This is a genomic window from Flagellimonas meridianipacifica (assembly GCF_003001695.1).
GTDB classification, from domain to species: Bacteria; Bacteroidota; Bacteroidia; order Flavobacteriales; family Flavobacteriaceae; genus Flagellimonas; species Flagellimonas meridianipacifica.
In genome coordinates this window covers 1,083,227-1,107,725 of record NZ_PVYX01000002.1, presented here as the reverse complement: position 1 = coordinate 1,107,725, position 24,499 = coordinate 1,083,227, and the positions used below count along the sequence as shown (strand labels likewise).

Annotated in this window: 15 protein-coding genes; 4 read left to right on the top strand and 11 right to left on the bottom strand. The window is 36.9% G+C overall.

The genetic code is table 11. The features are described 5' to 3' along the window. Positions 1-39: 39 nt before the first annotated feature. Positions 40-2,085 carry a hypothetical protein gene (locus CLV81_RS15105; RefSeq protein ID WP_106145992.1) on the bottom strand — a complete coding sequence of 682 codons (2,046 nt, stop codon included), beginning with the start codon at positions 2,083-2,085 and terminating at the stop codon, positions 40-42. A gap of 60 nt (positions 2,086-2,145) precedes the next feature. After that, positions 2,146-2,712, bottom strand: a complete 567-nt coding sequence (locus CLV81_RS15100) for a DUF6252 domain-containing protein (protein ID WP_106145990.1) — start codon at positions 2,710-2,712, stop codon at positions 2,146-2,148. 153 nt (positions 2,713-2,865) lie between these two features. On the opposite strand from CLV81_RS15100, the gene CLV81_RS15095 reads away from it, so the two are divergent. Both CLV81_RS15095 and CLV81_RS15090 read left to right on the top strand, forming a co-directional pair. Beyond that, positions 2,866-4,644, top strand: a complete 1,779-nt coding sequence (locus CLV81_RS15095; RefSeq protein WP_106145988.1) for a tetratricopeptide repeat-containing sensor histidine kinase — start codon at positions 2,866-2,868, stop codon at positions 4,642-4,644. Positions 4,645-4,720: 76 nt separating this feature from the next. Further along, positions 4,721-5,455 (top strand): LytR/AlgR family response regulator transcription factor, encoded by a 735-nt coding sequence (locus CLV81_RS15090; RefSeq protein WP_106145986.1) that lies wholly within the window; start codon positions 4,721-4,723, stop codon positions 5,453-5,455. Positions 5,456-6,392: 937 nt separating this feature from the next. Here the strand turns inward: CLV81_RS15090 and CLV81_RS15085 are convergent. The 8 genes from CLV81_RS15085 to CLV81_RS15050 all read right to left on the bottom strand — a co-directional run bounded on the left by CLV81_RS15085 (position 6,393) and on the right by CLV81_RS15050 (position 16,863). Continuing rightward, positions 6,393-9,650: a DEAD/DEAH box helicase gene (locus CLV81_RS15085; protein ID WP_106145984.1), complete on the bottom strand. Its 3,258-nt coding sequence runs from the start codon at positions 9,648-9,650 to the stop codon at positions 6,393-6,395. Between the two features lie 10 nt (positions 9,651-9,660). Beyond that, on the bottom strand, positions 9,661-12,984 hold the full coding sequence (locus CLV81_RS15080) for an Eco57I restriction-modification methylase domain-containing protein (RefSeq protein ID WP_106145982.1): 3,324 nt from the start codon (positions 12,982-12,984) through the stop codon (positions 9,661-9,663). A 109-nt stretch (positions 12,985-13,093) separates the two neighbouring features. Beyond that, positions 13,094-13,318, bottom strand: coding sequence for a hypothetical protein (locus CLV81_RS15075; protein ID WP_245912051.1), 225 nt, complete (start codon positions 13,316-13,318; stop codon positions 13,094-13,096). 51 nt (positions 13,319-13,369) lie between these two features. Further along, positions 13,370-14,629 (bottom strand): type II toxin-antitoxin system HipA family toxin, encoded by a 1,260-nt coding sequence (locus CLV81_RS15070; protein WP_106145981.1) that lies wholly within the window; start codon positions 14,627-14,629, stop codon positions 13,370-13,372. A gap of 3 nt (positions 14,630-14,632) precedes the next feature. Continuing rightward, positions 14,633-14,896: a helix-turn-helix transcriptional regulator gene (locus tag CLV81_RS15065; RefSeq protein WP_106145979.1), complete on the bottom strand. Its 264-nt coding sequence runs from the start codon at positions 14,894-14,896 to the stop codon at positions 14,633-14,635. A 284-nt stretch (positions 14,897-15,180) separates the two neighbouring features. Next, the gene (locus tag CLV81_RS15060) at positions 15,181-15,531 is read right to left on the bottom strand and encodes a hypothetical protein (RefSeq protein WP_106145977.1); all 351 of its coding nucleotides are present in this window, start codon (positions 15,529-15,531) and stop codon (positions 15,181-15,183) included. Positions 15,532-15,910: 379 nt separating this feature from the next. Then, positions 15,911-16,417: a hypothetical protein gene (locus tag CLV81_RS15055; RefSeq protein WP_106145975.1), complete on the bottom strand. Its 507-nt coding sequence runs from the start codon at positions 16,415-16,417 to the stop codon at positions 15,911-15,913. A 26-nt stretch (positions 16,418-16,443) separates the two neighbouring features. Then, on the bottom strand, positions 16,444-16,863 hold the full coding sequence (locus tag CLV81_RS15050) for a cupin domain-containing protein (RefSeq protein ID WP_245912049.1): 420 nt from the start codon (positions 16,861-16,863) through the stop codon (positions 16,444-16,446). Positions 16,864-17,204: 341 nt separating this feature from the next. Between CLV81_RS15050 and CLV81_RS15045 the strand changes: the two genes are divergently transcribed. Beyond that, positions 17,205-20,075, top strand: coding sequence for an ATP-binding protein (locus CLV81_RS15045; RefSeq protein ID WP_106145971.1), 2,871 nt, complete (start codon positions 17,205-17,207; stop codon positions 20,073-20,075). Between the two features lie 1,043 nt (positions 20,076-21,118). Here CLV81_RS15045 and CLV81_RS15035 read toward each other — a convergent pair. Then, entirely contained in the window at positions 21,119-21,430 is a 312-nt protein-coding gene (locus CLV81_RS15035) for a hypothetical protein (protein ID WP_106145967.1), read from the bottom strand. 489 nt (positions 21,431-21,919) lie between these two features. On the opposite strand from CLV81_RS15035, the gene CLV81_RS15030 reads away from it, so the two are divergent. Beyond that, positions 21,920-24,487 carry a PAS domain S-box protein gene (locus tag CLV81_RS15030; protein ID WP_106145965.1) on the top strand — a complete coding sequence of 856 codons (2,568 nt, stop codon included), beginning with the start codon at positions 21,920-21,922 and terminating at the stop codon, positions 24,485-24,487. The last annotated feature ends 12 nt before the right edge of the window (positions 24,488-24,499 follow it).

The following is a 24,499-nucleotide window of genomic DNA, read 5'->3' as shown; positions in this document are numbered from 1 at the left end:
ACAGTTCGGTTTTAAGGGAAGCTTACAAAATATATTACTTTATATTCCGTACTGTCCCATTACGTACTTTGCAACCAATGCGCCATTAGGCTTTTTACAATTTTCTGGAAAGTCTGAAAAGTATATACAATCGGGCAGTCCATCCTTGAATTTGACCGTCACGGCACCTGTCTTTTTTCCTAACAGCCCGTTGAAATTGTAATTGGCATTCAATGAAAGGGTCTGCGTTTGATCTTGTGATTTAATTTCGCGCACATTGCTAATACTATTACTAACATACTTGTTCATAGCCCAAGTTTTAGATTGATTCTGCAGTATGTCATTTAACAACTTCGTATAGTTTTGGTCACCGCCAGGACCGCCTAAAATCTTTATTTTTTCGTAATTACTCATTCCTTTTAAGCGAATAGGTTCCTGCTGGTTTGCAAAGGCCAGTAGGTTTTTGCCAAACTGTTCTATACTTTTTGAGTCGCACGGGTTGAAACTAAAGAAATTGGACCAATCGTTCAGCAGGGCTTTGGCCTTATGGATCTGGTCTACTGAATTGCCCATCGCATTGGGATTAGTGTACATATCGATAACCGTTCGTAAAGCATTTTGATCCTGCTTTGCGACCAAGCGCATTTTAGCAGCATACAATTTTGGGTCGGCAAAAATGCCTGTACCTACCGTTCGCCAGGCGATACAATACCTGTCAACTTCTACACCATAGCCATTTGTAGTCACATTTTCTCTAGAGCATTCTTGCGTCATTATCTCTACCTTATCTTCAGGAAGCTGTTCTGGACAGAGACTACCGAAGGTGTTCAAATATCCGCTAAGAATCATCAAGAAATGACTGCTGTTGACATCCAGTTCAATATTTTCAAAATGACCTCTATAGATGTAATCAAAAAAAGCAGCATTGTTTAATCCCAAGGTTTTGAACTCCATCGTTCCTTCATCGATACCATTGTCTTCTAAAAAGGCAATGCGACCTTTGTTGGCGTCGAGTTTTTTCTGTTGTTGTGCCAGTCGTTGCTCTTCCGCTAGTTCCCTTTTTCTTGAATTCAAAAGTCTGGTTAGTTTTTGGTACTGAGGGGACTGCGCAGGTAAGTGGCTCGCATACTTATTTTTCAAACTTAGGAACGTGTCATTGTCCACTTGGGCAATGCTGCTTTCAATGGATTTCATTTGAGCCTCAACTAAGTTTTCTTTGATTGCAATCAGCGTTTTCTCACCTTTCTTGACCTCACTATTTCTAGAAAATGAACTGTAATCTTTTTTAAAGTTCACAACTTTTTGGTTGATTATCTCTATACTCAAATTCTGACTGACCGAACTTAAATCTGAATCAACGGCATTTTTCAATACTGCAGTGGCCTTGGCATCCAATCGGGATTGAAAATCAGTTTGCTTACCTCGGGAAGCTTGAGGTAGTAATTGCTTCCCTTTCTCTTTCAGTTGCGACAATTCTACAAGAGAAGATTTATCGGTATCTAATCGCTCAACTGAAGTTAGAATTTCATCAAGCTGTGTATCGGCTTTTACGGCAATAGCGATGTCAATTTCTGAACTGGCCTGTTTCAGCTCACTATCGAGCAGCAACGCATACTCGCTGGTTAAACGCTGTTTTAATTGTAATAGTTCACTTTTTGAAACACTGTTTTTTGAAATGGTAGCCAGTTCCTTTTCCAGTTGATCGCGTTTGGCATCGACCGTTGCTATCTGATTGACAAAATTTGGATTGCCGTACGCTAGATAATTGTTATAAATGACGTTCTGGAATACCCAATTATAGTGTGGATCGTTTCTATGATTTCCCTTAGCAAAACAGACTTGGATTTTCCTGAAATCCTTTACCAACGTTTTCTGAGAAAGTTGTGCATAGGTCTTTCCGCGATAGGGTTCAAAATAAGCTTTCGAGAAATAATTGGTGGCCAGTTTTTGAACCTTCGCACGATTCATATATCGCAAAGATGTGGCCTCAGGATATTCTTGTTTAATCAAATTCATCCATCCTACCAAATCGTTGCAATTTTGAGCGATAACTGTAATTGCACTGAAGGTAAAAATGAAAAAACATAGAACTCTTTTGGTCGGCATTGGTTAAAAGTGGTTTTAATTGATTACCCTAACTATTTGATCATTTATGAAGTATACATCCTAATCGTCGGTATAACTGATATTGTTAAATATACCATCGGTGATTTGTAGCAATTCGCCAGTATCCGGATTTTCCACGTTATACTCAAACTCTCCAGAAATGATTTGCGCCTCTTTATCTATGGCGGTAATTCTCAAAAATCCCGAACTTCCATCCGTATCAAAATCCACATTGGATTCACCACCAGTTTCATAGGGCGCATAGCCTCCACCAAATGCCAGCTCCAATGGATTATCGACAGGGTTGTTTACCTCAGCACCTACGAATACCAAATCAAAACTAACCCCAGTCATTGCAATAATGATTGATTCACCTTCGGTAATATTTTCAAATAAATCAATCCCTGCTATTACCAATGAGAAGAAAGCCGCGTTTTCATCAAGTTCAGCAGAAATTGTGGGCACACCCCTATCAACAGGTATGGCTTCAAAATCGTTTCCATTGATTTTGGCGGTGATAAATGAGTCGCCCAACACGGTACCATCATCGTCCATAGAACTTGAATCATCGTCACTACTGCAGGCGATTAGAAGAATCGCGAAAAGAATAGGAATAATACGCTTCATAAGAATTTGGTTTTTTGAAGCTGGAAGATGCAAATAGCATTGTAAAAAAGCTATAGAAAATGTATCATCGTAGGTCTTAATCAGCTTAACGTCTGGTTTTAATTGTATTACCGTTTTTAATGATTATTTTGTTGTGCCAAACCAAATGAATTTATGAGAATACCATTTACCCTCATCTTACTATGCCTATCGTTTTTAGGCTATTCACAGGACAAAGAAGCTGATTCCATCAAGAAACTTATTGAGAACTATAAAGTAGTCGATACCAACTTGGTCAACCTCAGGCAGAGCTATGCCGCTAAGAAAATGCTGATGACTCCTTCTGATACTACCTGGCTTTCTTATAATAAAGAAACGCTGGAGTTGGCTAAGGATATGAATTATACCAAAGGGCTTCTATTGGCCAATAATAACATTGGTGTGGTGTACCACTATTTTCTTTCAGACCCATTAACCGCTCTGGATTATTATCAAACAGCTTATAGTATTTCTGAACAAAACCCATCCCTGAAGCGCTATCAGTATTCGATGTTGACCAATATGGGATTGATACATTACGAACAAGAGGACTATGACAAAGCGTTGCCCATTTTTAGAAAATTATTGAGATACCCACAGCGAAAAAGCAACACACTATCAAACATTGGTAATATTTATGGGCTCCAACAGCAAACGGACTCGGCCGTTTACTATTTTAGAGCTTCTATTAAGGAAGCCAAACGAACCGGTGATGTGCTACAGGTAGCGAATGTGAGCAGTAATTTGGGATTAGTACAGGCACAAGCGGACCAATTGAATGAAGGGTTGGCCAACACGGCTCTCAGTTTGAAAATGATAGATTCATTGAATTTGGAGGTGTTAAGAGTGCCGGCCTACGTAAATGCTGCGGAAGTCTATATGCATGGCAATGATTTGGACAAGGCTGAATATTATGCCTCTGAAAGTCTTAACGCAGTCAAATCCTTGAACAATCTATATACCGAAACCAAATCGCTACAGACGTTGGCGACCATTCAGGAAAAAAAAGGCGACTATCAAAATGCTCTAAAGAATTATAAAGCTGCCAACGTTCTTAATGATAGTTTGGTGAGCACTGACCGCAAAGTGGAGATATCTAGAAAGGAAATCCAATACGAAGCTGATAAAAAAGAAGCTCTTGCCGTTGCAGAGGCAGAACGCCAGCGTGCAATCAAAAACGCATCGCTTGTAGGCGGTGGCGGCGTTATATTGGCTTCGCTATTTGCATTCATATCATACAGGCGCAAGCAGAGATCAGATACGGCCAAAAAGGAAGCCGAATTCAATGCCACGGTGGCCGAAGTGGAGCTTAAAGCGCTCCGTGCGCAAATGAATCCACATTTTATTTTCAACAGTCTTAATTCCATCGGTGATTACATTTTAAACAATAATACCCAAGCGGCCAGTGACTATCTAGCTAAGTTTGCCCGACTGATGCGTATGACCCTTGAAAATTCAGACAAACAGCTTATTACGTTAGAAGAGGACATCAGCTTGCTTAACACGTATTTGGCAATAGAACAGAAACGATTTGAAAAGGCCTTCGATTTTGAAATTAGAGTCACTGATGGCCTTGATACCGATGAAATTTTGTTACCACCAATGTTGTTGCAGCCTTTTGTAGAAAACAGTATTGTTCACGGTCTATCAAAATCGGAAAAGGGTGGTGAGATCCTCATCAACTTCATATCTGAACAGCAGAAATTGATATGTACTGTCGAAGACAATGGTGTAGGTCGGGCTACAAGCAAAAGCAGAAATGGTCATCAAAAAAAGAACTCAATGGGTATGTCTATCACACAAAACAGAATTGAAGTGCTCAATAAGACTAAAGGCACAAATGGGTCGGTTAAAATAGTTGATAAAGAATTGGGCACGAAGGTCATCGTATCACTACCCTTAGTATTGGCCTAATTGTATTTATGCTAATTGGTGATCGGATTTTGTTATCTTGAAGTCCATAAACTGATCTACTTCAACAAAAGTTGCTATGCTCAATACACTTATTGTCGACGATGAATCCCATTGCATAAAACGCTTATTACATTTAATCGAAAGAAAACCTGGGATATTCAATGTTGTTGCTGCCTGTAAAACCGTGGATGAGGCAGTAAAAGTCGCAGAAAACAACCAGCTTGATTTGGTGTTTTTGGATATTGAAATTGATGATAAAACAGGGTTTGACTTTTTGAGACAGCTCGATGCTATTTCCTTTAAGACTATCTTCACAACAGCTTTTGACAACTATGCTATAAAGGCTTTTAAGTTCAGTGCTTTTGACTATTTGATGAAGCCCATAGATTTTGATGAGTTCAATGAGACCATCTTGCGCCTAAACGAAAAATTTGTATCTAAGAAAAAAAACAGTCAAGTACAGCAGCTACTTGAAAACATTGAGCAAAAACAGCCCAAACTTTTGACTGTACCTTCCGTTTCGGGTTTTGAAACCGTTTTGGTAGCAGAAATCGTGCATTTGGAAGCCAATGGTAATTACACCTATATCTTTACCAAGAATAAAAAGCAAATTGTAAGTAAGCCGATAAAATTTTATGAAAACCTTTTGGATGGAAAACAGTTCTTTAAGTGTCACAAATCCCATCTTATTAATATGGAAATGATTAAGACATTCCATAAAGGGAAGCAGGCTTATGTGACTATGTCAAATGATAATAGCGTACCTATTGCCGTTCGGCGTAAGGAAGCATTTTTGGGGCGCTTCAAATAGTTAGAACACAAATTTTCTATGCAAAAATAGACCTCGCCCTATCATAGAACTCGCTTAAAATTAGTCGTTAAATCCGCTTGAGAAAACTGCTTAGATTCTTCAGGAAGTTGCCTTTGGGTTGGAGCTAAGTTAAACTGCACTCATACAGCGTAACGATAGAAAGGAGCCACCCTATATTTGTTTGCTACAATAACTACACGTTTTATCACTAATGTGCTCTTTGATATGCTGCAAACAAGAAAGTATCTCATTTTTAGAGTATAAATTTTCTAATGTAGCTATATCTTCTCTGAAAATATCTTTAGTAGAAGTAAACAAGGCTCTTGGAATTACAATATCCTTATCTCTTTGAACAGATCATCTAGAATAATCAATATCCCAAAATAAATGCTTTGGAACAAAACTTTATTATGTCTCTTTTTGCTTTCAAAACTCTTTAGAACTTAGTGATAGAGCATCTTATGTGAGGCTGATATTTAATACTTTATGAACAATATATATACCAATTGTAGCCCTATAGTATGAGACCTGAACCTTCTAATGAGTTACCCTTTTAAGCAGTCTAAAATTTCTTTACCTAATAGGACAAATTTTATGTACTTCGCCTTGGGCAACATTTTAAACCTTTGTGGGAGGAAAGGTTGGAGTGAAAATTTTGCCAGGCGAACGCTGTCGCTGTTGAAGCGACTGGGTTCAAGATAGTGTAGTGAACCGCTTTTCTCGGCCCGATAGCTATCGGGGGTAGAGGAATGGGGTGGAACGGGCTGTGATTTCCATACGAATTTGATGTTATGAGCCGATTAGGAATGCTATTCGGCTCATATTTTAGGATATTTTGAGGTGGTTACTTAAATCGCTGTTTAAACCTATTTGTAACTATGCAAGACATTCAGCTTAACTCATTCATTTTAATAGACTTCATGTTCTCAAAATTGGTTCAACTTGTTATAACTTGCAGATTAACGTCTCCCACGGTTGCAAGATAATGACTTGTTGTTGATAGCAATGACAATATACTATCAGATGCATTTGCTTTTGATAATGATGGTTGTACAATGTAAATGTGAAATTTTGTATCAAGATTCCATTTTACTGAAGTATAAAGTGATTCAAGGTCTTCCACTGAGCCTTTTATCAGACGTGAACACTCTTGACCTTTTTCCCTTTTAACAATTCGCTTCAAAAGATGAACAAACAGTTCTTTCCCTTCTCTATATTTCCAGTTCAAGGATTTTTGGGCTTGCCCGCAGACTTGATAAAAGTTTTCAATGTTATTACTTACATTGCCACCCTTCGCATATTTCAGATGAAATAGATGAATATCTATTTTTCCTTTTGATTTATTTATGGCCAAAACGTCTGCAATTTCTCCTGAACCATCGTCATCATAAATTATATCATAATCATCCATAATTCTTTGGATAAACTGATATTGAATAGAATCTTGTATATAGGGTTTAATGCCCATAGATTCCTTATTTAAAGATACACCTGTCCAATCCCAACTTTGTAATAAGTCCTTATTGAATTTTTCTACCGGGTCATTTGGCTTAAAGTAGTAATTTAATTCAAGTTGCGAGCCGTCTGCAAAAAATATTACAGGATAAAATTCATTTAAAAAATCCTCTATTTTCTCAACTTTACTTCCATAACTCACAGTTGCATCGGTATTACCAATTCTCACTATTTTACAATCTGGCGTAGATATTCCATCAACTAATTTAGTTCCTAAAATAATTTCGAATTCAATACTTAAATCATCACAATCCCAAGAAAATTTAATTGGCTTTTCGATATTTGAATCTACTATGTTCAGTTCAGAATAAGAAAGGTCGTATGTTTTCTGACTATTTTTTACTTTGAATAAAAATCTATGTTCTGGATGCCTGTATATTTCAGCGTTCCAATCTAAAGTTATTGGAAGGGTATGAGTAGGACGATTTACAATCACCGTTGGAATAATAGTATTCTTTAAAAATATATTTGGATTGATGTTTGGATTGATAAGAACACTTCCTAAATTCTCACACCAATCATTTAGTTCTTTTAAATTTCCGCGAAGATATGCCCAAACTTTACCTTTGACAGAACATCCTATGGAAACCTGCTCCCCTGACTTATATCCAGTACCAAAAGTATTGTTTTTCTTTAGGGTTCCTTGTTCGAGTTGTTTGATACCATCTTCTACATTTTTACCAAAAAATGATTGATAACTAATGTCTTGTCCAATTCCTTTTCGACCTCCGAAATTATAAAGTCGTAATCGCTTGACATCGTGAAAAACCCTAAAAACATTCATTCCGTTTATAATGGAATTCGGTTCATCGAATATGGCATTAATCAATTTTTCACTTTTTAAAGATTTAAATGATGTATGAACATAGGCTAAATTACTTTCTTTCCTTTTGTCCCAGTGAACAACCAACAAATCCCACTGTAGGTTTTTAACTGAATCAAATGTTCCCCAATCGGTTCTTCCTGTTTTACCTAAAATGACCACTAAAGTTTTGTTGTCGTCATTTACATCACTAAATTGATGTTCATAAGAGTTGATATTTGATATACCTTCACGCCAATGACTTGGATACCATTGTTCGCAAGAAACTTTATAAACTTCAGCGCTCAGCGCTGGATTTATTGATTCAAATGGTATTTCAGATTCTGTTAAGTTTTTAAAACCTCCTAAAAATGTTTGAAAATCAAGTTCGCTCTTGGTTGCTCCTTCACTTATTTTTGGAAGTAAGGCATTCCAATCACTCCCTTTGGCGTAAAGCTCATCAAGTTCTTGCTGAATAGGTGGATATGCTAAATTGGTTATAAATGTTGCATCCCCAATATTATCTCCAGATGTTCTAGTAAACCTTCCAATAAATTGAAGCATAATAGGAATGCTTTGTCGGTCATCATGTATAGCTGCAATTTTCAGTTCTGGTAAATCAAACCCTTCGCCAAGCATATCGACACAAACAATTATTTTATGCTTTAAAAGTTTTATATCATCTATTTTCTGTTTCAATCCAGCAATTCCTGTATAAACCAATACAGGATTTAAGTCAGAATGAGAGGAATAAAATTTAAAAACCTCCTTAGCTCTTCCTTTTGTTTTGCATCTTGCGAGAAGGGCGTGGTTTAAATTGTTCAATATATCCTCTCTTAAAACAGAGATTGCCTTTTCTGCAATAGCCTTATCTGCACTTTCTATATTATATTCTCTTATAGGTTTAAACAGTATATTTTTGTAGTAGTCCTGTTCTTGTGCTGCTTTCAATGAGAATTCATATATGAATTTTCCATCAAGCTTTTTCTGGTCGTTTCTGAATGGTGTTGCAGTAAATAGAAATACTTTATGTTTATCAAATAAATCAATAAAATCTCTCCAAGTTTTAGCTTCCGAATGATGCGCTTCATCAATGAAATAATGAGAAAAAGTATCGCTTATAATTGCTTTCTGCGTTTGTTCGGAACCAGATAAAATACTCATTGTTGTAACTACAACATTAACTTTCGAAAGAAATACCTTAAGCTCATCTTCGTCTTTAAACTTTTTTGTAATTAGTCCGACAATTGGATTTAATGCACTCGCAGCAACTATATTAAATTTTTTGAGCAAGCCAAGTGTAAAAAACTTTTTAAATATTTGTTCTCTTAAAGCGTCAGATGGTACTGATATAAGTAACTTATCGCATTGATTAGCAATTAAAGCCGAAATCATTGTTTCTGTTTTACCAGTTCCTGTTGGCATTACAACAATACCCTTATCGCTTTGGTTCTGTATGTGAGACAATATTGCATACAAAGCACCAAGCTGTGGCGGTCTCAAGCCGTTTACATTTTTCTTTAAATTTTCTTTTATAAAATTGAAGTTTCCGAGCCACGATTCATTTACTTCCAAAGGATGTTTTATAGCTATGGAAGGATGTTTTATCCAACGTGTGAGTTTAAGCTCTGAGCGAATAAAGTCTTTTTTAATTGGCTTTTTTGAAGCTAATAATACGTATTCAATCCCAGCTGGAACTTTAAGGTTTTTATCCGTCGAAACTAGTATTCTATTTCCATTTGAGTTAAAAATAAATGGGGCTTCGCTTTCCAACATACAGTTTGAAAAACTCTTCTCACTTGAAAAAAATTGTTTGGCTACATTTCCATTTTTTTCGTAATGATAATATTCAACATCTGGTGTTAATACTGTAATCATATTTTAAGGTTTAATTATCCTCCACAATCATTATTTCTTCCTCCGTCAACCCATAGAGCTGATAAACCATTTGGTCAATTTCAGCTTCGGTTTGTGTGATTTGGGATTGTAAATCTTGGACTTCTTTCTTTTTGTTATTAAAAGCATCCATCCAATCTATCTCATCTAACTTAGTAAGTTTTGCAATAGGTTTTTGTTCCTGTTTTAGACGTTCTTTATTGGTTACTTTTATGGCTTTGTTGAATTCTTTAATGAAATCGCCAAAATCAAGCTCGTTCCAGTTTTTTAGTTTTTTGGTCAATTTGTGTAATGGATATTGACTTAGGTAGAAATCTTCAAACTTTGATATTGTTAATTCAAGTTTGCTTGTTAGGGACAATATTGTCGTGGAAAAATTCTCAAACTTTGAACTATCAATGTTTTCAGAATTAGGAAGCCCAAAAGGTTCTAACACTTTACGCTTCACACCAATGTAACCGCCTCTCAAAACATTTCCTGAACTTGATAAATAAAACCAGAATAGTTTACTATTAAGTATTGGTAAAACACTTTTATAAGAATATGCGGATTTCTCGGATAGTAATAATGTATGGCATTTACTATTATGATAAAAGTTGTTCAAATCTAATGTAAAACTACCACCAAAACATACCTCAGGTGTTATTAGCTTTGGTTGTTCCAAAATTGAGATTGCCTGATTCCTACTATATTGATACCAGTAGTCGTTATCAAATTTACCTTTCTCTCTATCTCTTAAAATACTTTCGAATTGTCTTAAATACTCAAATGCCTTTGGGTATTTTGAACTCAAGAAATCTGGTTCAATTAATGTAGCCTTATCATTCTCTATTGAATATGGAAATATTAACCATTCATTGTTCTTCAGGTTGGTGTATGGTTTTATATCTTGACCACGTAAATGTGGTTTTAATATACCAACTTCAATATAATGTGTTTGTCCTGTAATATCTTCAGGTTTTATTTCTAAATAACCTCCTGACACAGTACCTTCAACGCAAAATACAGCATCTTTACCAGTTATAATTCCCTGAACAAATCGAGTGAATTCAGTCTTTAAACTTAAAGGTTGGGAAAGAAGCTTATCAAGTATTATCCCAATATTCTCATCGGTCAGAATCCATTGCTCACTTGTTAAATTATCATATCTTATTTTTCCAAAATCAATTTTTTCAAATAAATCGTTTGGATTAATCTCTTTGTATAGAAATGTATCACTCCTATTTTTTGCTAAATCAATAATGCAGGTATACGTTGTTGCATCTTGAAATACCAAATCAGAGCCAAAACTTACCAGTTCTGTAATAGCTCTCTTCTCTAATAAATATTCCCTAATACCTTTACCGAAATCCGCTATTAGAAACTTGTGAGGCAGTATGAAAGAAACACAACCTTGTTGATTAATTAAATTGTATGACTTTTCTATGAATAAAGCATAGATATCATAGTTTCCAGTTGTCGACTTATAATTTTTCTCATAGTATATAGTATGGTCAAAATAATACTCTTTTAAACTTTGGACTCTCACATAAGGCGGATTCCCAATAATCACATCAAAACCACCTTTTTCAAACACTTTCGCGAAAGCGATTTCCCAATTAAAGGCTTTATCTCCTGCAACACTTTTACTGTCTATTAAGCTGTTACCGCACTTAATATTACTACTTAAATCGTTTAGTTTACGTCGTGGTTGAGCAGTACGTAACCAAAGTGATAGTTTAGCGATTTCTACACTTTCTTCGTTAAGGTCTACACCAAAGATGTTGTTTTCTAAAATGGTATTTTCTATATCCGGAAACTGTAAGCCACCACCTAATACTTTCGCTTTTAACTCGTCTATATAGGTATGCTCTTTTATTAAAAAATCTAATGCTTGGTTTAAAAAAGCACCAGAACCACAAGCTGGGTCACAGATGGTAATTTGCAATAACCAGTTGCGATAGGTATCCAGAATAGCAACCAATTTTTCAATTGTTGCTTTGTTACGGTTCTTACGTCCTTTAAAATATTCTTCTTCGTGGAAACCTAACTCGGCTTTCTTTTCTTCACAGAGTTTGCCTACAGTATTTTCTACGATGTACTTAGTAATGTATTTGGGTGTGTAAAAGACACCATCTTTTTTACGTTTGCTTTTTTGCTTGTCGAATTCGCCACCTTCAATCTCTGCGTTTACACTTTCTATCTCGTTTAATGAGTTTTCAAAGATGTGTCCTAATATGTTTACATCTACCTGACTTTCAAAATCGTAATTAGCCAGTTTTAAGGTGTATTTATACAACAGGTCATTATCTATATCCAGGCTGTCTAAAATGGCATCAGGTTTAAACAAACCCCCATTGTAAGCATAAATTTCTGCACGCTTTTCCGTGCCTTTTCGACCTACATCCAAAAAATTAAAATACTGTTTGAAAAGGCCATATAAGGGTCTTTCATCTCCAAAATCCCAATCGTCTTTCCACTTGTTTAGTATTTGTAATGTAGAGTTGGATGGCAGCAGCATTCTATCTTCTGCAAAGAAGATGAACAGGAAACGGTCTATGAGTCTCTGTGACTTTTTAAATAAAGTGAGTTTTACATTTTTCTCCAGTCGTTGCAACTCTGCTTGGGTATGCTCATCGAAATCTTGTTCATTACCAATTAGATTAGCTTCGTTTCGCAATCGTTTTGCATTACGCTTTACCAAATCACGAAACAACTCTCTCTTAAAAACCGAATAATCACTGTAAAACGACTTTGTGATTTTTTCTTCTTCTACTATGGATGCCTCTTTAATTGTAAGCGGTAGATTTCTAAGTATGTTATCCTTGTGTAAGCATAAGTACAGTAATTGAAAACGTTCTTGTGATAGCTCAAAGAGGTTAAACTCTTCAAACTCGGTGGCATCATTAACGTAAAAACGAAGCTTTTCAAAGTTTGAGGTAATGACATAGACACAGCCTTTTTGATTTGCCTTATAATCAAATGCTTGCCTTCGTATGCTTTCTAAATCCTTGGTTTTTGTTCCTTTTAATTCTATAACACCAATAGCTTGGCCGTCTTTAAGTATAGCACCATCTGCCTTGCGTGCATTTTTTTGGTTTTTAAACTCTGTGGTAATGTTGTACTTGGGACTGGGGTTAATGGTGTAGCCCAAGATGTTGACAAAAAGTTGTGTTAGAAAGGTAGCTTGAAACTGCTCTTCTTTACTACTCTTAATATTCTCTTGTATTGTAGGATTTAAAAAATACTTCTGATACTTCTTGTATGCTTTTTCAACTGCTACATTGTCTTGCAGGCTGCTATGTTGTTTAAGTACTGATGTTTGAAATAATGCCATTCGACTTTATATAGTATTACAACGTTTCTTTAAAAGAAAACATAATTTGCTTGGATGAAACACAGCTTTTCCAAAGTGAGCTGTATAATTTTGATTTTTTTTACTGCCTTTATATCTTGTTTATCAATTCGCTTTTAAGCCATTCAAAAGCTTTTTCCTGATTATATGCTATTCCCGTTCTCAATAAAGCCTCCATATCTCCTGTAAAATTGGGATCTTGTTCTTTTTCTTCCGTATTTATTAAAAACTCTTTTCGACTTGGCGGTCTATTTCCAGTTGAAAATGTTGTGTACTTTTTAAAACATTTAATGATTTGGTCAATGTCCAATTTCATTAGAAAGCTTTCAAGTTGTGCTAATTTTATGGTTGTTTTTGCATTAAGTATTTATAGCCTGATTAGGTCTTTATATATTCGGTTAGTTATTTTCTCTGGTATTTCCTGTTCTGTTGAAATCTCCATCCATCTTGGAATCAACGCCTGCACATCCTCAATAATCCCTTTGGGATTTTTAATGACAAATTCTTCGGCAATCGTTAGCACGTCTTTTAAAGTAATCTCAGTGCGCTTTCCATTAATAGACAAAGCTCTAGCCGTAGTTTTAAATGTAAACAGTGGATTTAGTGCATACGTCAAATCGTATGCTGGTCCTATATTCCAGCTATCTTTTTCTTTGTTATAAATAAAACTGTGGTTCTTTAAATGGTCGTCTACGTTTCTAAATACAACATTAAATACCATACGTTTAAACAGTTGTTGTAAATCTTTATGTGGCACTTCCAATCCTAAGGCTACCTTAAACACATTTTCATAAGACAAGTTTTCTGGTTGACTTTTAAAATCCCAACCTGTTAGCCCTGTAACAGTCAATACGTGTTGCTTTTCTCCGTTTTGTCTGTCATAACGTAAGGTGGCGAAGTGCTTATTTTCTATTAGCTTAGACTGCATCATATCAATACCTGCTTCTTGTGCTAGCAAATAATAAGCGTATTCCACTTTTTCTTTGTTGTAGCCATCGCTATCGTCAAGGTGTAGCTTGACTAGATAGTGGTTGTATTCGTCGCTAGTTTCTCTATCACCTGCTATAATTGCTCCTGTTTCCTTATGTTCTGAGATTAAAATTTTTGGTCTTGCGCCACCTGCAGAACTCCCTATTTTAAAAACGTTTAATAATGATGATTCATCAAGAGAAGCACCAGACGTGTTGTCCTTTAGCTTTAAAACGGTTGACAAAATGCTAATAATATCATCTATGTTGATAGAAGTAGTATTTGGTAGTTCTTTCACAGGTTTGTATTCCAAAGCACCCATACCACGATCTGCTACATAAGCCAACTGTTCTAATGGTGTTACTTTCTGAATACCTCTTGCTGTTAGCCATTCTTGAAAAATGAGGTTACCAAAGGTATCTGGCAACGAATCGGCTATCATTGGTGGTAATCCCTGGAAGGTGTCTTGTTGGAATTCGGTAAATACCTGTGCAGGTTTTGTACGTTTAAAAATAAACGGAAATAGTTTTGAGTATTGGCCAGACTCCAAAAAATCAGGATTATATTGAAAAATTGATTTACCCTGATCTATATCATAGCCTAGTTTCCCTATCTCTTGACCGAAAGCAATTATAGCTAATGTTTTATCTCTAGCCATCTATTAATACAGTGAAATGTCGTTTTGTTCATCAACGACTTGATTAACGCCTTTAAAAATGGATTGTAGTAAACCGAAATGATTGGCAATCTTTAAAACTGTATCCAAAGTGGCATTTTTACCACTTTCAAATTTCTGAATCGTATATCTAGACAACCCTAAAGCATCGCCAAGATCTTGTTGAGACATATCGTAACTTTGTCTTTTAGACTTACAAAGCTCGCCCAGCCTGGATTTTACAGCTTTGATTGTAATAGAATCAATCATAATTGTTTATTATAGTACACAAATATAAGTAAAATTAATAAAATGTGTATTATAGTAAACATTTTTTTAATCTAAGATTAAGACTGGATTCAAGAGTCATCAGAAGTATACGGAATACCTTACTTCTAATTCAAATAGAGGCAAAACCTTTAAGAACTTCCAAAAATTCATCAACAAATTGCTAATTCGGTATCATAACATTTAAGAATCCTAAAGACCGCTGAACTAAAAAAATCAAACTTTGATTAGCTCTCTTTTTTCCAACTTAGAGAAAAGTATCTTTTTTATCCGTACTCTTCAGTATACAAAGGCGCATCGGTAAGATCACTTATTATCGAAGATTTATAAAAATCAAACCAATGGGTAAATAACTCCCAACTTAGGTCTGGATAGTCCTCTTCATTTGTCCACTGCCCAAATAGTTCACTTATGAAGATGGTTTTCCAGTACTTATTTAATTCCTTTTTAGGGTTGTCTAGAAATAGCTCATCTTCTAGTAAATAAGTGTTGTAATCTGAAATATTTTCTATGCTAACGGGAGTTAGATCGGGTGTAAGGGCATTGCTCCAATCGTAAAAGGGTTGTTTAGGTACTACTAAGAGTGCACTACGGTTTATGGTGGGATGGTTCATCATTGTTTATGTTTTAGGGTTTCTTACGCTTTCGCGAAAGCGTAAGAATGCAAAGTAAAAATAAGAGTTACGTTGCAACTAGAGACCTTTTAACAAAACGTGATATGCACGGGTAGATGATCTCATAAGTTTCTTGCTAGGCTTATGTTATAAAAAAGAAGCACCTTGACCAGATTCAAAAGCATACAGGCTCAGCCAATAATTCAAAAAGTACTTTAGAAATGAGTTCACGGATCCTTTTTCCCTGAAATTAAATCAAAAGCCTGCAAATAAGAAAAAACCGCAGCATAGATGCTTGCGGTTTTATATTTCAAAGGCGTTGCCTGTAGTCCTAAGATTCCCCCGATTCTTAGGGTATAGACTCCACATACAATGAAATGGTCTAATCCCCTGTTCCTATAGCTGGATTAAATTCAGCAAAGATGCCATCAGGATTTTCTCGTACAACCCACACGTGTAATTGCCACTGACTTAAATTGGTATTTAAATGCCATACATCCAGATCACCAGTAAAACCTTCTGGAGGTGCTCCTGGATTTTCCAGGTCCTCCACAGGTACGACAAATTCTACGGCGACCATCTGCATGATACCATTTGTATCAGGAGCATATAAGACTATTTCTGGTTCATCTAGTTTCACGATGTCATCCACTCGTGACGGGGATAAGTAATGATGTCCCATATTGGGCACAAAACCAGAAACATCTATAAATCCTTCATCGGCAGCCACTTGGACATCCCTATATTTAGCGGTGGCCGTCTTAAGCTCGTTTACTTCAATTTCCCACAGTGCTAAAGATTCTTCATTGTCATCATCTGTGCTACAGCCTACCGTAAGAGTACTAAGAGCGATGAGCACATACATTTTTAATAAGTGTTTAGTTTCCATAATCTTGAGTTTTAAAAAATTTTAATTTATACAAATCGAATTCCGTAGTTAGCACAAATCTGGGCGACCCGTTCAAGATCTGGGGGGCCATCAGGTAACGCGTCCAATTCTTCAAACATAAGCTCCATCCCTGCGGGAAAGGCGCTGGTGGCCATACTTGCGGTTTCCATCCCGACTATTTCCCAAGCATGAGGAATATTTTTTGGCGCATAAGCCATATCTCCAGGACTCAACACGACCGTGTTGGTACCCACTGTTATTTTTACCTGTCCTTTTAATACTCTAAAAATCTCATCTTCTTTCGTATGTATGTGCATAGGTATTCCCATTCCAGGCGGCGCTTCGTTGACCCATTCGGTGATTTGATTGTTCGTATCAGCTCCACTCAGTTTATGGGTTTGAATTTCTCCGAGTACCTTTAATACTTCACCCTCTCCGCTCAGCATGATTTTTTCTTTAGTAGCTACTGTTGCCTGACTTAATGATGCCTTTGAGGCAGGAAAAGACCGCTTGATCGGAATAAGCGTGAGTAAGCCAGCGCTCCCTAATTGAGTCAAAAACTTTTTTCTGTTCATGATGTCTGTGTTTGAATTATAGGTTTTCTAGACCCTTTACAATGTTGATACAAACCTATTTCTAGTCCACATACTAGAATGACATAGAAGTTGCAAAGAGTGATTGTTTTGTAACATCAAAGTGACTATGATACCAAATTGTTACTTAATGAAACCTGAGTGTTACTGGCTGATTCTTAATATTTTGACCTTAGCTTTATCAAAAGGAACTGATGATTTCAGTATCTTTTGGTTTCAGAACAATGAAAAATAGTCTACCGCTTTTATTTTTCCATTTGTTGATCGTACTTTCTGTGTGTGGTCAAGAACTCTATGAACTGGATCCAAAATACCCCGTGCATGAATTAGGGGACTACCTTAAAGTCTATCCCGACACCAATGAAGAGGTAACAGCAACCGATATTCTTACCAATACCTCTGGTACTTTTATACCAGGTAACGAACTTCCCCGCTATTTTATGGGACAAGAAAGACTGTGGGGTGAATTAAACTTTATCGCTGTCGATAGTCTTCAAGGATGGACACTCCATTTTAAAGATATTTTTATTGGCGGTCCAGCTTGGGTAAAGGGCAATGGAAAAGTAGATGTTTATGCTTTTGCCGACGAACAGCTTTTATTTCATAAAAAAACAGGTCCTGGATATTCAAGAAGTGATAGAGACATTAAAGAAAACTGGGTGTTAAATAGAATTCGTCTCGATCCTGTGCCGGTAGGTACTCCAGTAACATTAGTATTTCGCGTAAGCGGGAATAACTTTGGGTACCCCCCATTTTTTAATCTAAATTTTCGAGGACCGTCTCAGGCCTATTACCACGAAATCAATGAGTTCAACAACGGGTTCTATATTTTTATGCTAGGCGTTACCTTTATTATTTTATTGTATCATTTGCTACAATACCTTTATGTTAAGGACACCATTTTTTTATATTTCTCCCTTTGGGTTTTCTTCTGTTTTATGACCTTGTTGATGTCTGTAGGCGGGGTACTGGATCACATTTATGAGTACAGTTTTATTTTTTGGTTCTTTTTTTCACAGGGAGTCTATTTCGTGTTTTGGTTTTTTGGGCGGTCCTTTATTCAGTCCAAAGAAAAGTTCCCTAGATTGGACAAGTGGATACTAGCACTAGCGTCGTTAATGATCCTGTATATGGTCATTGTTATAGCTACAGTGGTATTTACCTCTATTCAGCCCCGAATGATAGCAGTAGGCGCCTCTAATCACATTATGGTCTTTATCAACTTTCTAGGGTTGGTATTGAGTATTATTATCGCCTCACGTAAAGACAATTTTGCGAGGTACTTTGGTATGGGGGCCATCATCGGACTGGTGCTTTTGATAATTGGGAGTGCTTGGTCTGCTGGTTGGATCAACTTTCCTGGCTTTGAACCACACTCTTGGGCTATGTTTGCTCAAATAATCATATTCTCTTTCGGGATTGCTTACCGGCGCCAAGTGATTATGAAAGCGAATAATGAGGCAAAATTAGAAGCCCAATGGAATATTGCCGAAATGAACCGCATGAAAGATCTGGACGATATTAAAACGCGCTTTTTTGCCAATATTAGTCATGAGTTCAGAACCCCTCTGACCTTGATTAGTGGTCCTTTAGAGCGCGCCAAGAAAAGTTCGGAGACTGGCTCTGGAGATTCAATACTCCTCCCCAATAAAGTGTATTCGCTTATAAAGAAGAATACCAACCGATTGCAAATCTTGATCGATCAACTGCTAGACATCGCCAAAATAGAAAGTGGTGCAATTCACTTAAATTTGACTCAGGGCAGATTGATCCAATTTATCAAGTCTATCGTATTCTCCTTTGAGAGCGTGGCAGAAGAACAGAGTATTAGTCTGAATTCTAATTTTGCAGAGGAGTTGGAGAATGCATATTACGACAAAGACAAGCTAGAAAAAATACTCAACAATCTCCTTTCCAATGCCTTTAAATATACTCCTCAAGGCGGAGCTGTCAATGTAGCGGTAAGTCATACTGAAGAATGTGTATCTATTGAAATAAGCGATACCGGTGCTGGTATGTGTAAGGAAGAAGTCGATCGGATATTTGATCGCTTTTATCGAGTTGAGGGTAGCGAAGCCAAAGGATCGGGTATCGGTCTAGCGCTAACCAAAGAACTAATCGATCTACAAAATGGGATCATCAGTGTTCACAGTAGAAAAGGACGGGGCACCTCCATAAAGGTCAGGTTACCGATTACTCCAAACGGATTCCCGGAAAGCGTACTCCTACAAAATAATAAGAGGGATGCATCACCCATCAAGTCAGCTCAAACGATTGTGCCACTTAGTGAGAATGGTGCTATGCACACTCCAGTAGATAACCATGAAAACTTAGTATTGATAGTCGAGGACAATACAAGTTTGCAGGATTTCATTTTCGAAATTTTAAAAGATCAGTACACCTTGATCACAGCCGATGACGGATTACAAGGCGAGCGAATGGCCTTCGAGCATATCCCAGATCTTGTGATAAGTGATGTGATGATGCCTAAAAAAGACGGTTACGAACTTTGTAATAGTTTAAAGAACAATGTAAAGACTAGTCACATTCCCATTATCATGCTTACGGCCAAAGCTGGAAAGTCCAATAAGCTGGCTGGGCTTATGCAGGGCGCAGATGCCTATCTCACCAAACCCTTTGATGCCGAGGAACTCCTAGTCCGAATCAAAAACCTGATTCAAGCTCGCAAGAAAATTTGGGAACAATTTAAATCATTGGACCTTCCACTGATATCTGATCTTGAACTCAAATCGGTAGATGATGTGTTTGTACAAAAAGTGGTAAAGACTATTAAGGAAAACCTTGACAACGAGTTACTGTCAGTAGAAGACATAGCCTCCCGAGTTGGATTTAGTCGGGCGCAATTACATCGCAAACTTAAGGCATTACTTAATAAATCGGCTGGGCAATTAGTTTCTGAGATACGTTTGAATGAAGCTAGAAAAATGCTGGAAAATAAAGTAGGTTCAGTATCGGAAATTGCCTATTCAGTTGGCTACAGTAATATGTCTTACTTTACGAAGAGCTTTAAAGAGAAGTTCGGACTACTCCCAAGCAAGGTGTAGTTCTCTATGTCAATCTTTAGTTTCCCAAAAAAATGATGTATTTATAATTTCAGCATAGTCTGGAATTTTTGGTTATTTATTAGAATTTCTAAATGTAATAGCAAAATATGATCTTCTTACCATTGAATTTTAACCAGTGATGGACATTTGTCTTTGCCAGCTATACGATGCGGTGTAATACTGTAAGTTCTTCATATATGATACACTCATCAATACTCTTTAATCTTTACGTCTATAGTTGGGGGTGCGGGTGGTAAATTCTTAAAGGGTTTTTCGGGATGGTTCATTCGATTAACATGTGGACGATAGTAATGTTCATGATTTAGACACAATTGAAGTATAAGTCTAAAATTTTCGCTTTTATCGACATACGGCATTGAACAATGATGTTTATTGAACTCTAAATACATCAATTAGCTCCAAAACACTACATAAATGGTAAACTTTTGTTAAAAAGGGGCGGTTTCGGTGGAGGTAGAAAACAAGACAGCTCTTAGCCCCTAAAAACACTAGAAAAATCAGATTTAAGATAGTTCCTCTTCCTCCGCATAAATTCCCTATAGACTCAAGTTTATAGGGTTTTTTATTTGTAGTTTACAGTTTGGTTCATAGCTTTATCCTGTTGAAAAACGATGTTTTAGAATAGCATTCGACTTGTCCACAGGATACGAAATCGGTTCATGATAGAAAACCAACCCGTACCAAAAAAATAGCACAATACATCAATCCAGTCTGAAGTATAACGGGGATTAACCTTTGGCAAATGCCATTCGAAATAAAAACAAAACAGGATGGTAACACACAATTGAAGAGGCAGTGATAGAAAAATACCTGGGTCGGATCTAAGATAACGCACAGCTAACTGGGATATGCCTAGTACAATAGGCATGCACAGCAAATCATTAAGGTGATTGTTTACAACTTCGGGTAATTCCACATTCGTCTGTTGGAGAAGATAAACTGTCATGCCCATCAGACCCAGCCATAAAATGTATCGCCTACTCAACCGATAAAGCAAATATCCAATGTCCATCAAGCTTTTCTTAAGCTGCAACATATCCCAGTAAGAATGCCAGAAAAGAACCAATGGCAATAACCACTACCCAAATTGAGTAAATAAACTGGGCAAAAATGCGAATAAAGAAATTCGGATGCTTCCTTGCATTTTCAAAGAAGGTTGTAAAACCAATTTTACCACTCTCCTTTGCCAAACGTCTTTTTTCCTCTTCTTGTTGCCTTCGTTCTAACCTCCTTTCTAGATATACATTTATAATCGCGCCACAATACTCACAGTAATCGCGGTTGATATTTGATTTTTTGCATTTTGGACATATTTTATATAAAGAATCCTCCATAGTCTTTCTATCAATCGTACCTTCTTACTATAAAGCTACTTCTAAAATCGGAGAATTGTTGGACTACTTTGGGAATTCTACTTAACATAAGCTGGATTTGCTTGGTGGTAAATCCTGTAGGGTAATACTCACCTATCCTTTTTGGTAGAATACAAAGAATTAGAAAAATTTGTTCTACCTTAAAGAACCTGAGAGATTTTCTTCATTAGGCCGAGTAAAAAAGTAAACATGACATTCGTCAGTTTAATGTACGGGAATCCAGCATATCTTTGAACGAAATACAAAGCACCCTATTGGTAATATGGTTTTTGCAAACAACGCTGCCAACCAAACTTCGAGCGTAAAAAACCGATAATTGATTGCCGAAAAGATTTCTTAAATGGGGTTGAATCATTTTAACCACGCCCGTTTAATAGTATCATTTAGTCCTGTCGTCCCAAAGCACCATAATCAATAAAACAATGGCATTTCTATTACTAAATCGTAATAATGAAAAGCAACGATCTTACCAACGGCCAAGATAATGGGAACAAATCCCTTTTTGAAAGCGACCGAAAGCTACGCACTTTGGTTGGCAATCTACCTGGTGTGGTCTATAGGTGCTATAACGACAAAAACTGGACCATGGACTTTATCAGCAAGGGGTGCTATGACTTAACTGGATATACCCAACAACAATTCTATACACCAAAAAGAGTCCATTGGGGGGAAATCATTCATGAGGATGACAAGGAAAATGTCTGGAAAAAAATACAGAAGGCCCTTACAGAAAACAGACAGTTCCATGTAAACTATCGTATTCACCGTGCAGATGGAAAAATTAGATGGATCAGCGAACATGGTGTTGGTATACCCGACAGAGAAAATGGGGCAAAATTTTTAGAGGGATTTATTGAGGACATTACCAATCAAAAAGAAACTGAAAACCTCTTAAGGGTCAGAAACAGGGCCCTGAACTCAGCTGGGAAGGGTATTATAATAGCAGATGCACAAGTGCATCATTTTCCCATTATCTACGTAAATAAGGCCTTTCAGCAGATTACAGGTTACCCAGAAAATGAGGTGTTGGGTAGGAACTGTAATTTTTTGCAGGGCTCCGATAAACACCAAGCAGAAATCGACATTATCCGGGCAGCCCTCCATGGTGGTAAATCCTGTAGGGTAACACTCCGTAATTATAGAAAAGATGGTTCTCTTTTTTGGAACGAATTGGCTATTACGCCTGTAAAGAACGAAAAAAGAAAGCTGACTCATTTTATCGCCGTTCAAAACGATATTACCCAGCAAAAAAGGGAACAAGTCATGAAGTTACACAAGCAATCTGTGCTAGAGGACATCATAAAAAACGAACCCCTTGAGATGATTGTTTCTCAAATAGTGGACATACTTGAAAAAAACATTGATGGTGCCATAGGTGCCATTTGGAAGTTCAATGAAAAGAAATTCCAACTCGAATTGTTATCTGCCCCCAACTTTCCGAAAGATCTAAGGGAGGCATTGGACGGCATACCGTTAAAGCCTGATTCATGCTCCTGTGGGAAGGCCGCACATTTTAAGCAAGCAATTATTGTAAAAAACATGTTCACCGATGATTCTTGGAAGAACTATGCGAATTACCTATCAAAGCACAACCTTAAATCATGTTGGTCCTATCCCCTGATGGATGCCATGGGACAGATTACAGGCGTTTTGTGTGCTTATCTAAGGAATGAAGCTATTCCCGGCAAGGTTGAAAATGATTTGATAAAGGATACCTCACAGCTTGCTGCATTGGCCATCGAACAGAATAACATAAGAGGTGCATTACTTCAAAGCCAAGCTCAACTGAAGCAACAAGTAAGAAATCAAACCTCTGAGTTGAAGTCAAGTATCAAAAAACTCGAAGAAGCGAACATCAATTTGGAGGATCAAATAACCGAAACCAGTCTTGCCTTAAAAAGAGCAGAGACCAGTGAGACCATTTCTTCTGCCATTGCCAAAAACTTTCCAAAAGGGGTCATTATTTTGGTGAATGACGATATGGAAATTGTTTATATGGAGGGCACCGCGATGAGCAATATTAGAATGCAAAAAATCAGTCAAGGAAAAATTAGAATTGATGATTTAAAAAACTTTTCATCAAGAAGAAAAGCAATTTTCAAGGATTACATAGAACAAACACTTAAAGGACTTCATTTAAGCTTTGAAATCAGATATCGGGGAATCAACTACATGGTAAACACAACCCCGCTTTCGGGAAAATATAGCAATAACGAAATCAAGCACGCCCTACTGGTACTAAATGATATCTCTGAACAAAAGAAAGCAGAACGAGACATACGAATAGCTTTAACAAAACAAAAAGAGCTCAATGAACTGAAATCGCGCTTTATCGCAACGGCATCACACGAATTTAGAACTCCGTTGAGCGTCATCCTTTCTTCCGCTACATTGATAGAGCGGCAGAACCAGTTGGGCCAGGAAGAAAAGCGACTAAGACATACCGCATTGATACGCAGCAATGTACAGAATCTAGTCATCATACTAAACGACTTTCTATCCTTGGGCAAATTGGAAGAAGGTGAAATCAGGGCAACGCCCGAATGGTTTAATTTGGTTGACTTTACAGCATCTTTAGCCCAGCAACTGGAAACCAATCTGAAAGAAGGGCAGTCAATTGAAATCATCAAACCATCTGAGAAAATAATCGCTTTTCTTGACCCTAAATTGATGCGTTATATCTTGATCAATCTTTTGGATAATGCAATTAAATACTCCCATGAGAACCAAGTCATTACCATAAAGATAGGCTATGATGCCAAGAAGGTATCCTTATCGGTAATTGATCAAGGTATTGGTATTCCACGTGAAGAACATGAACGCATGTTCCAACGATTCTTTAGAGCTAAAAACAGTTTAAACATAAAGGGAACAGGACTTGGCTTAACGATTGCCAAGCAATATACCGAGCTTATGGGTGGCATCATTCATTTTTCGAGCGAACAGGGTCAGGGAAGCATCTTTACGGTAGAATTTCCGATTCCAAAAACGGATGGGAAAAAAGAATCAATCGGATAAAAACATGTTTTA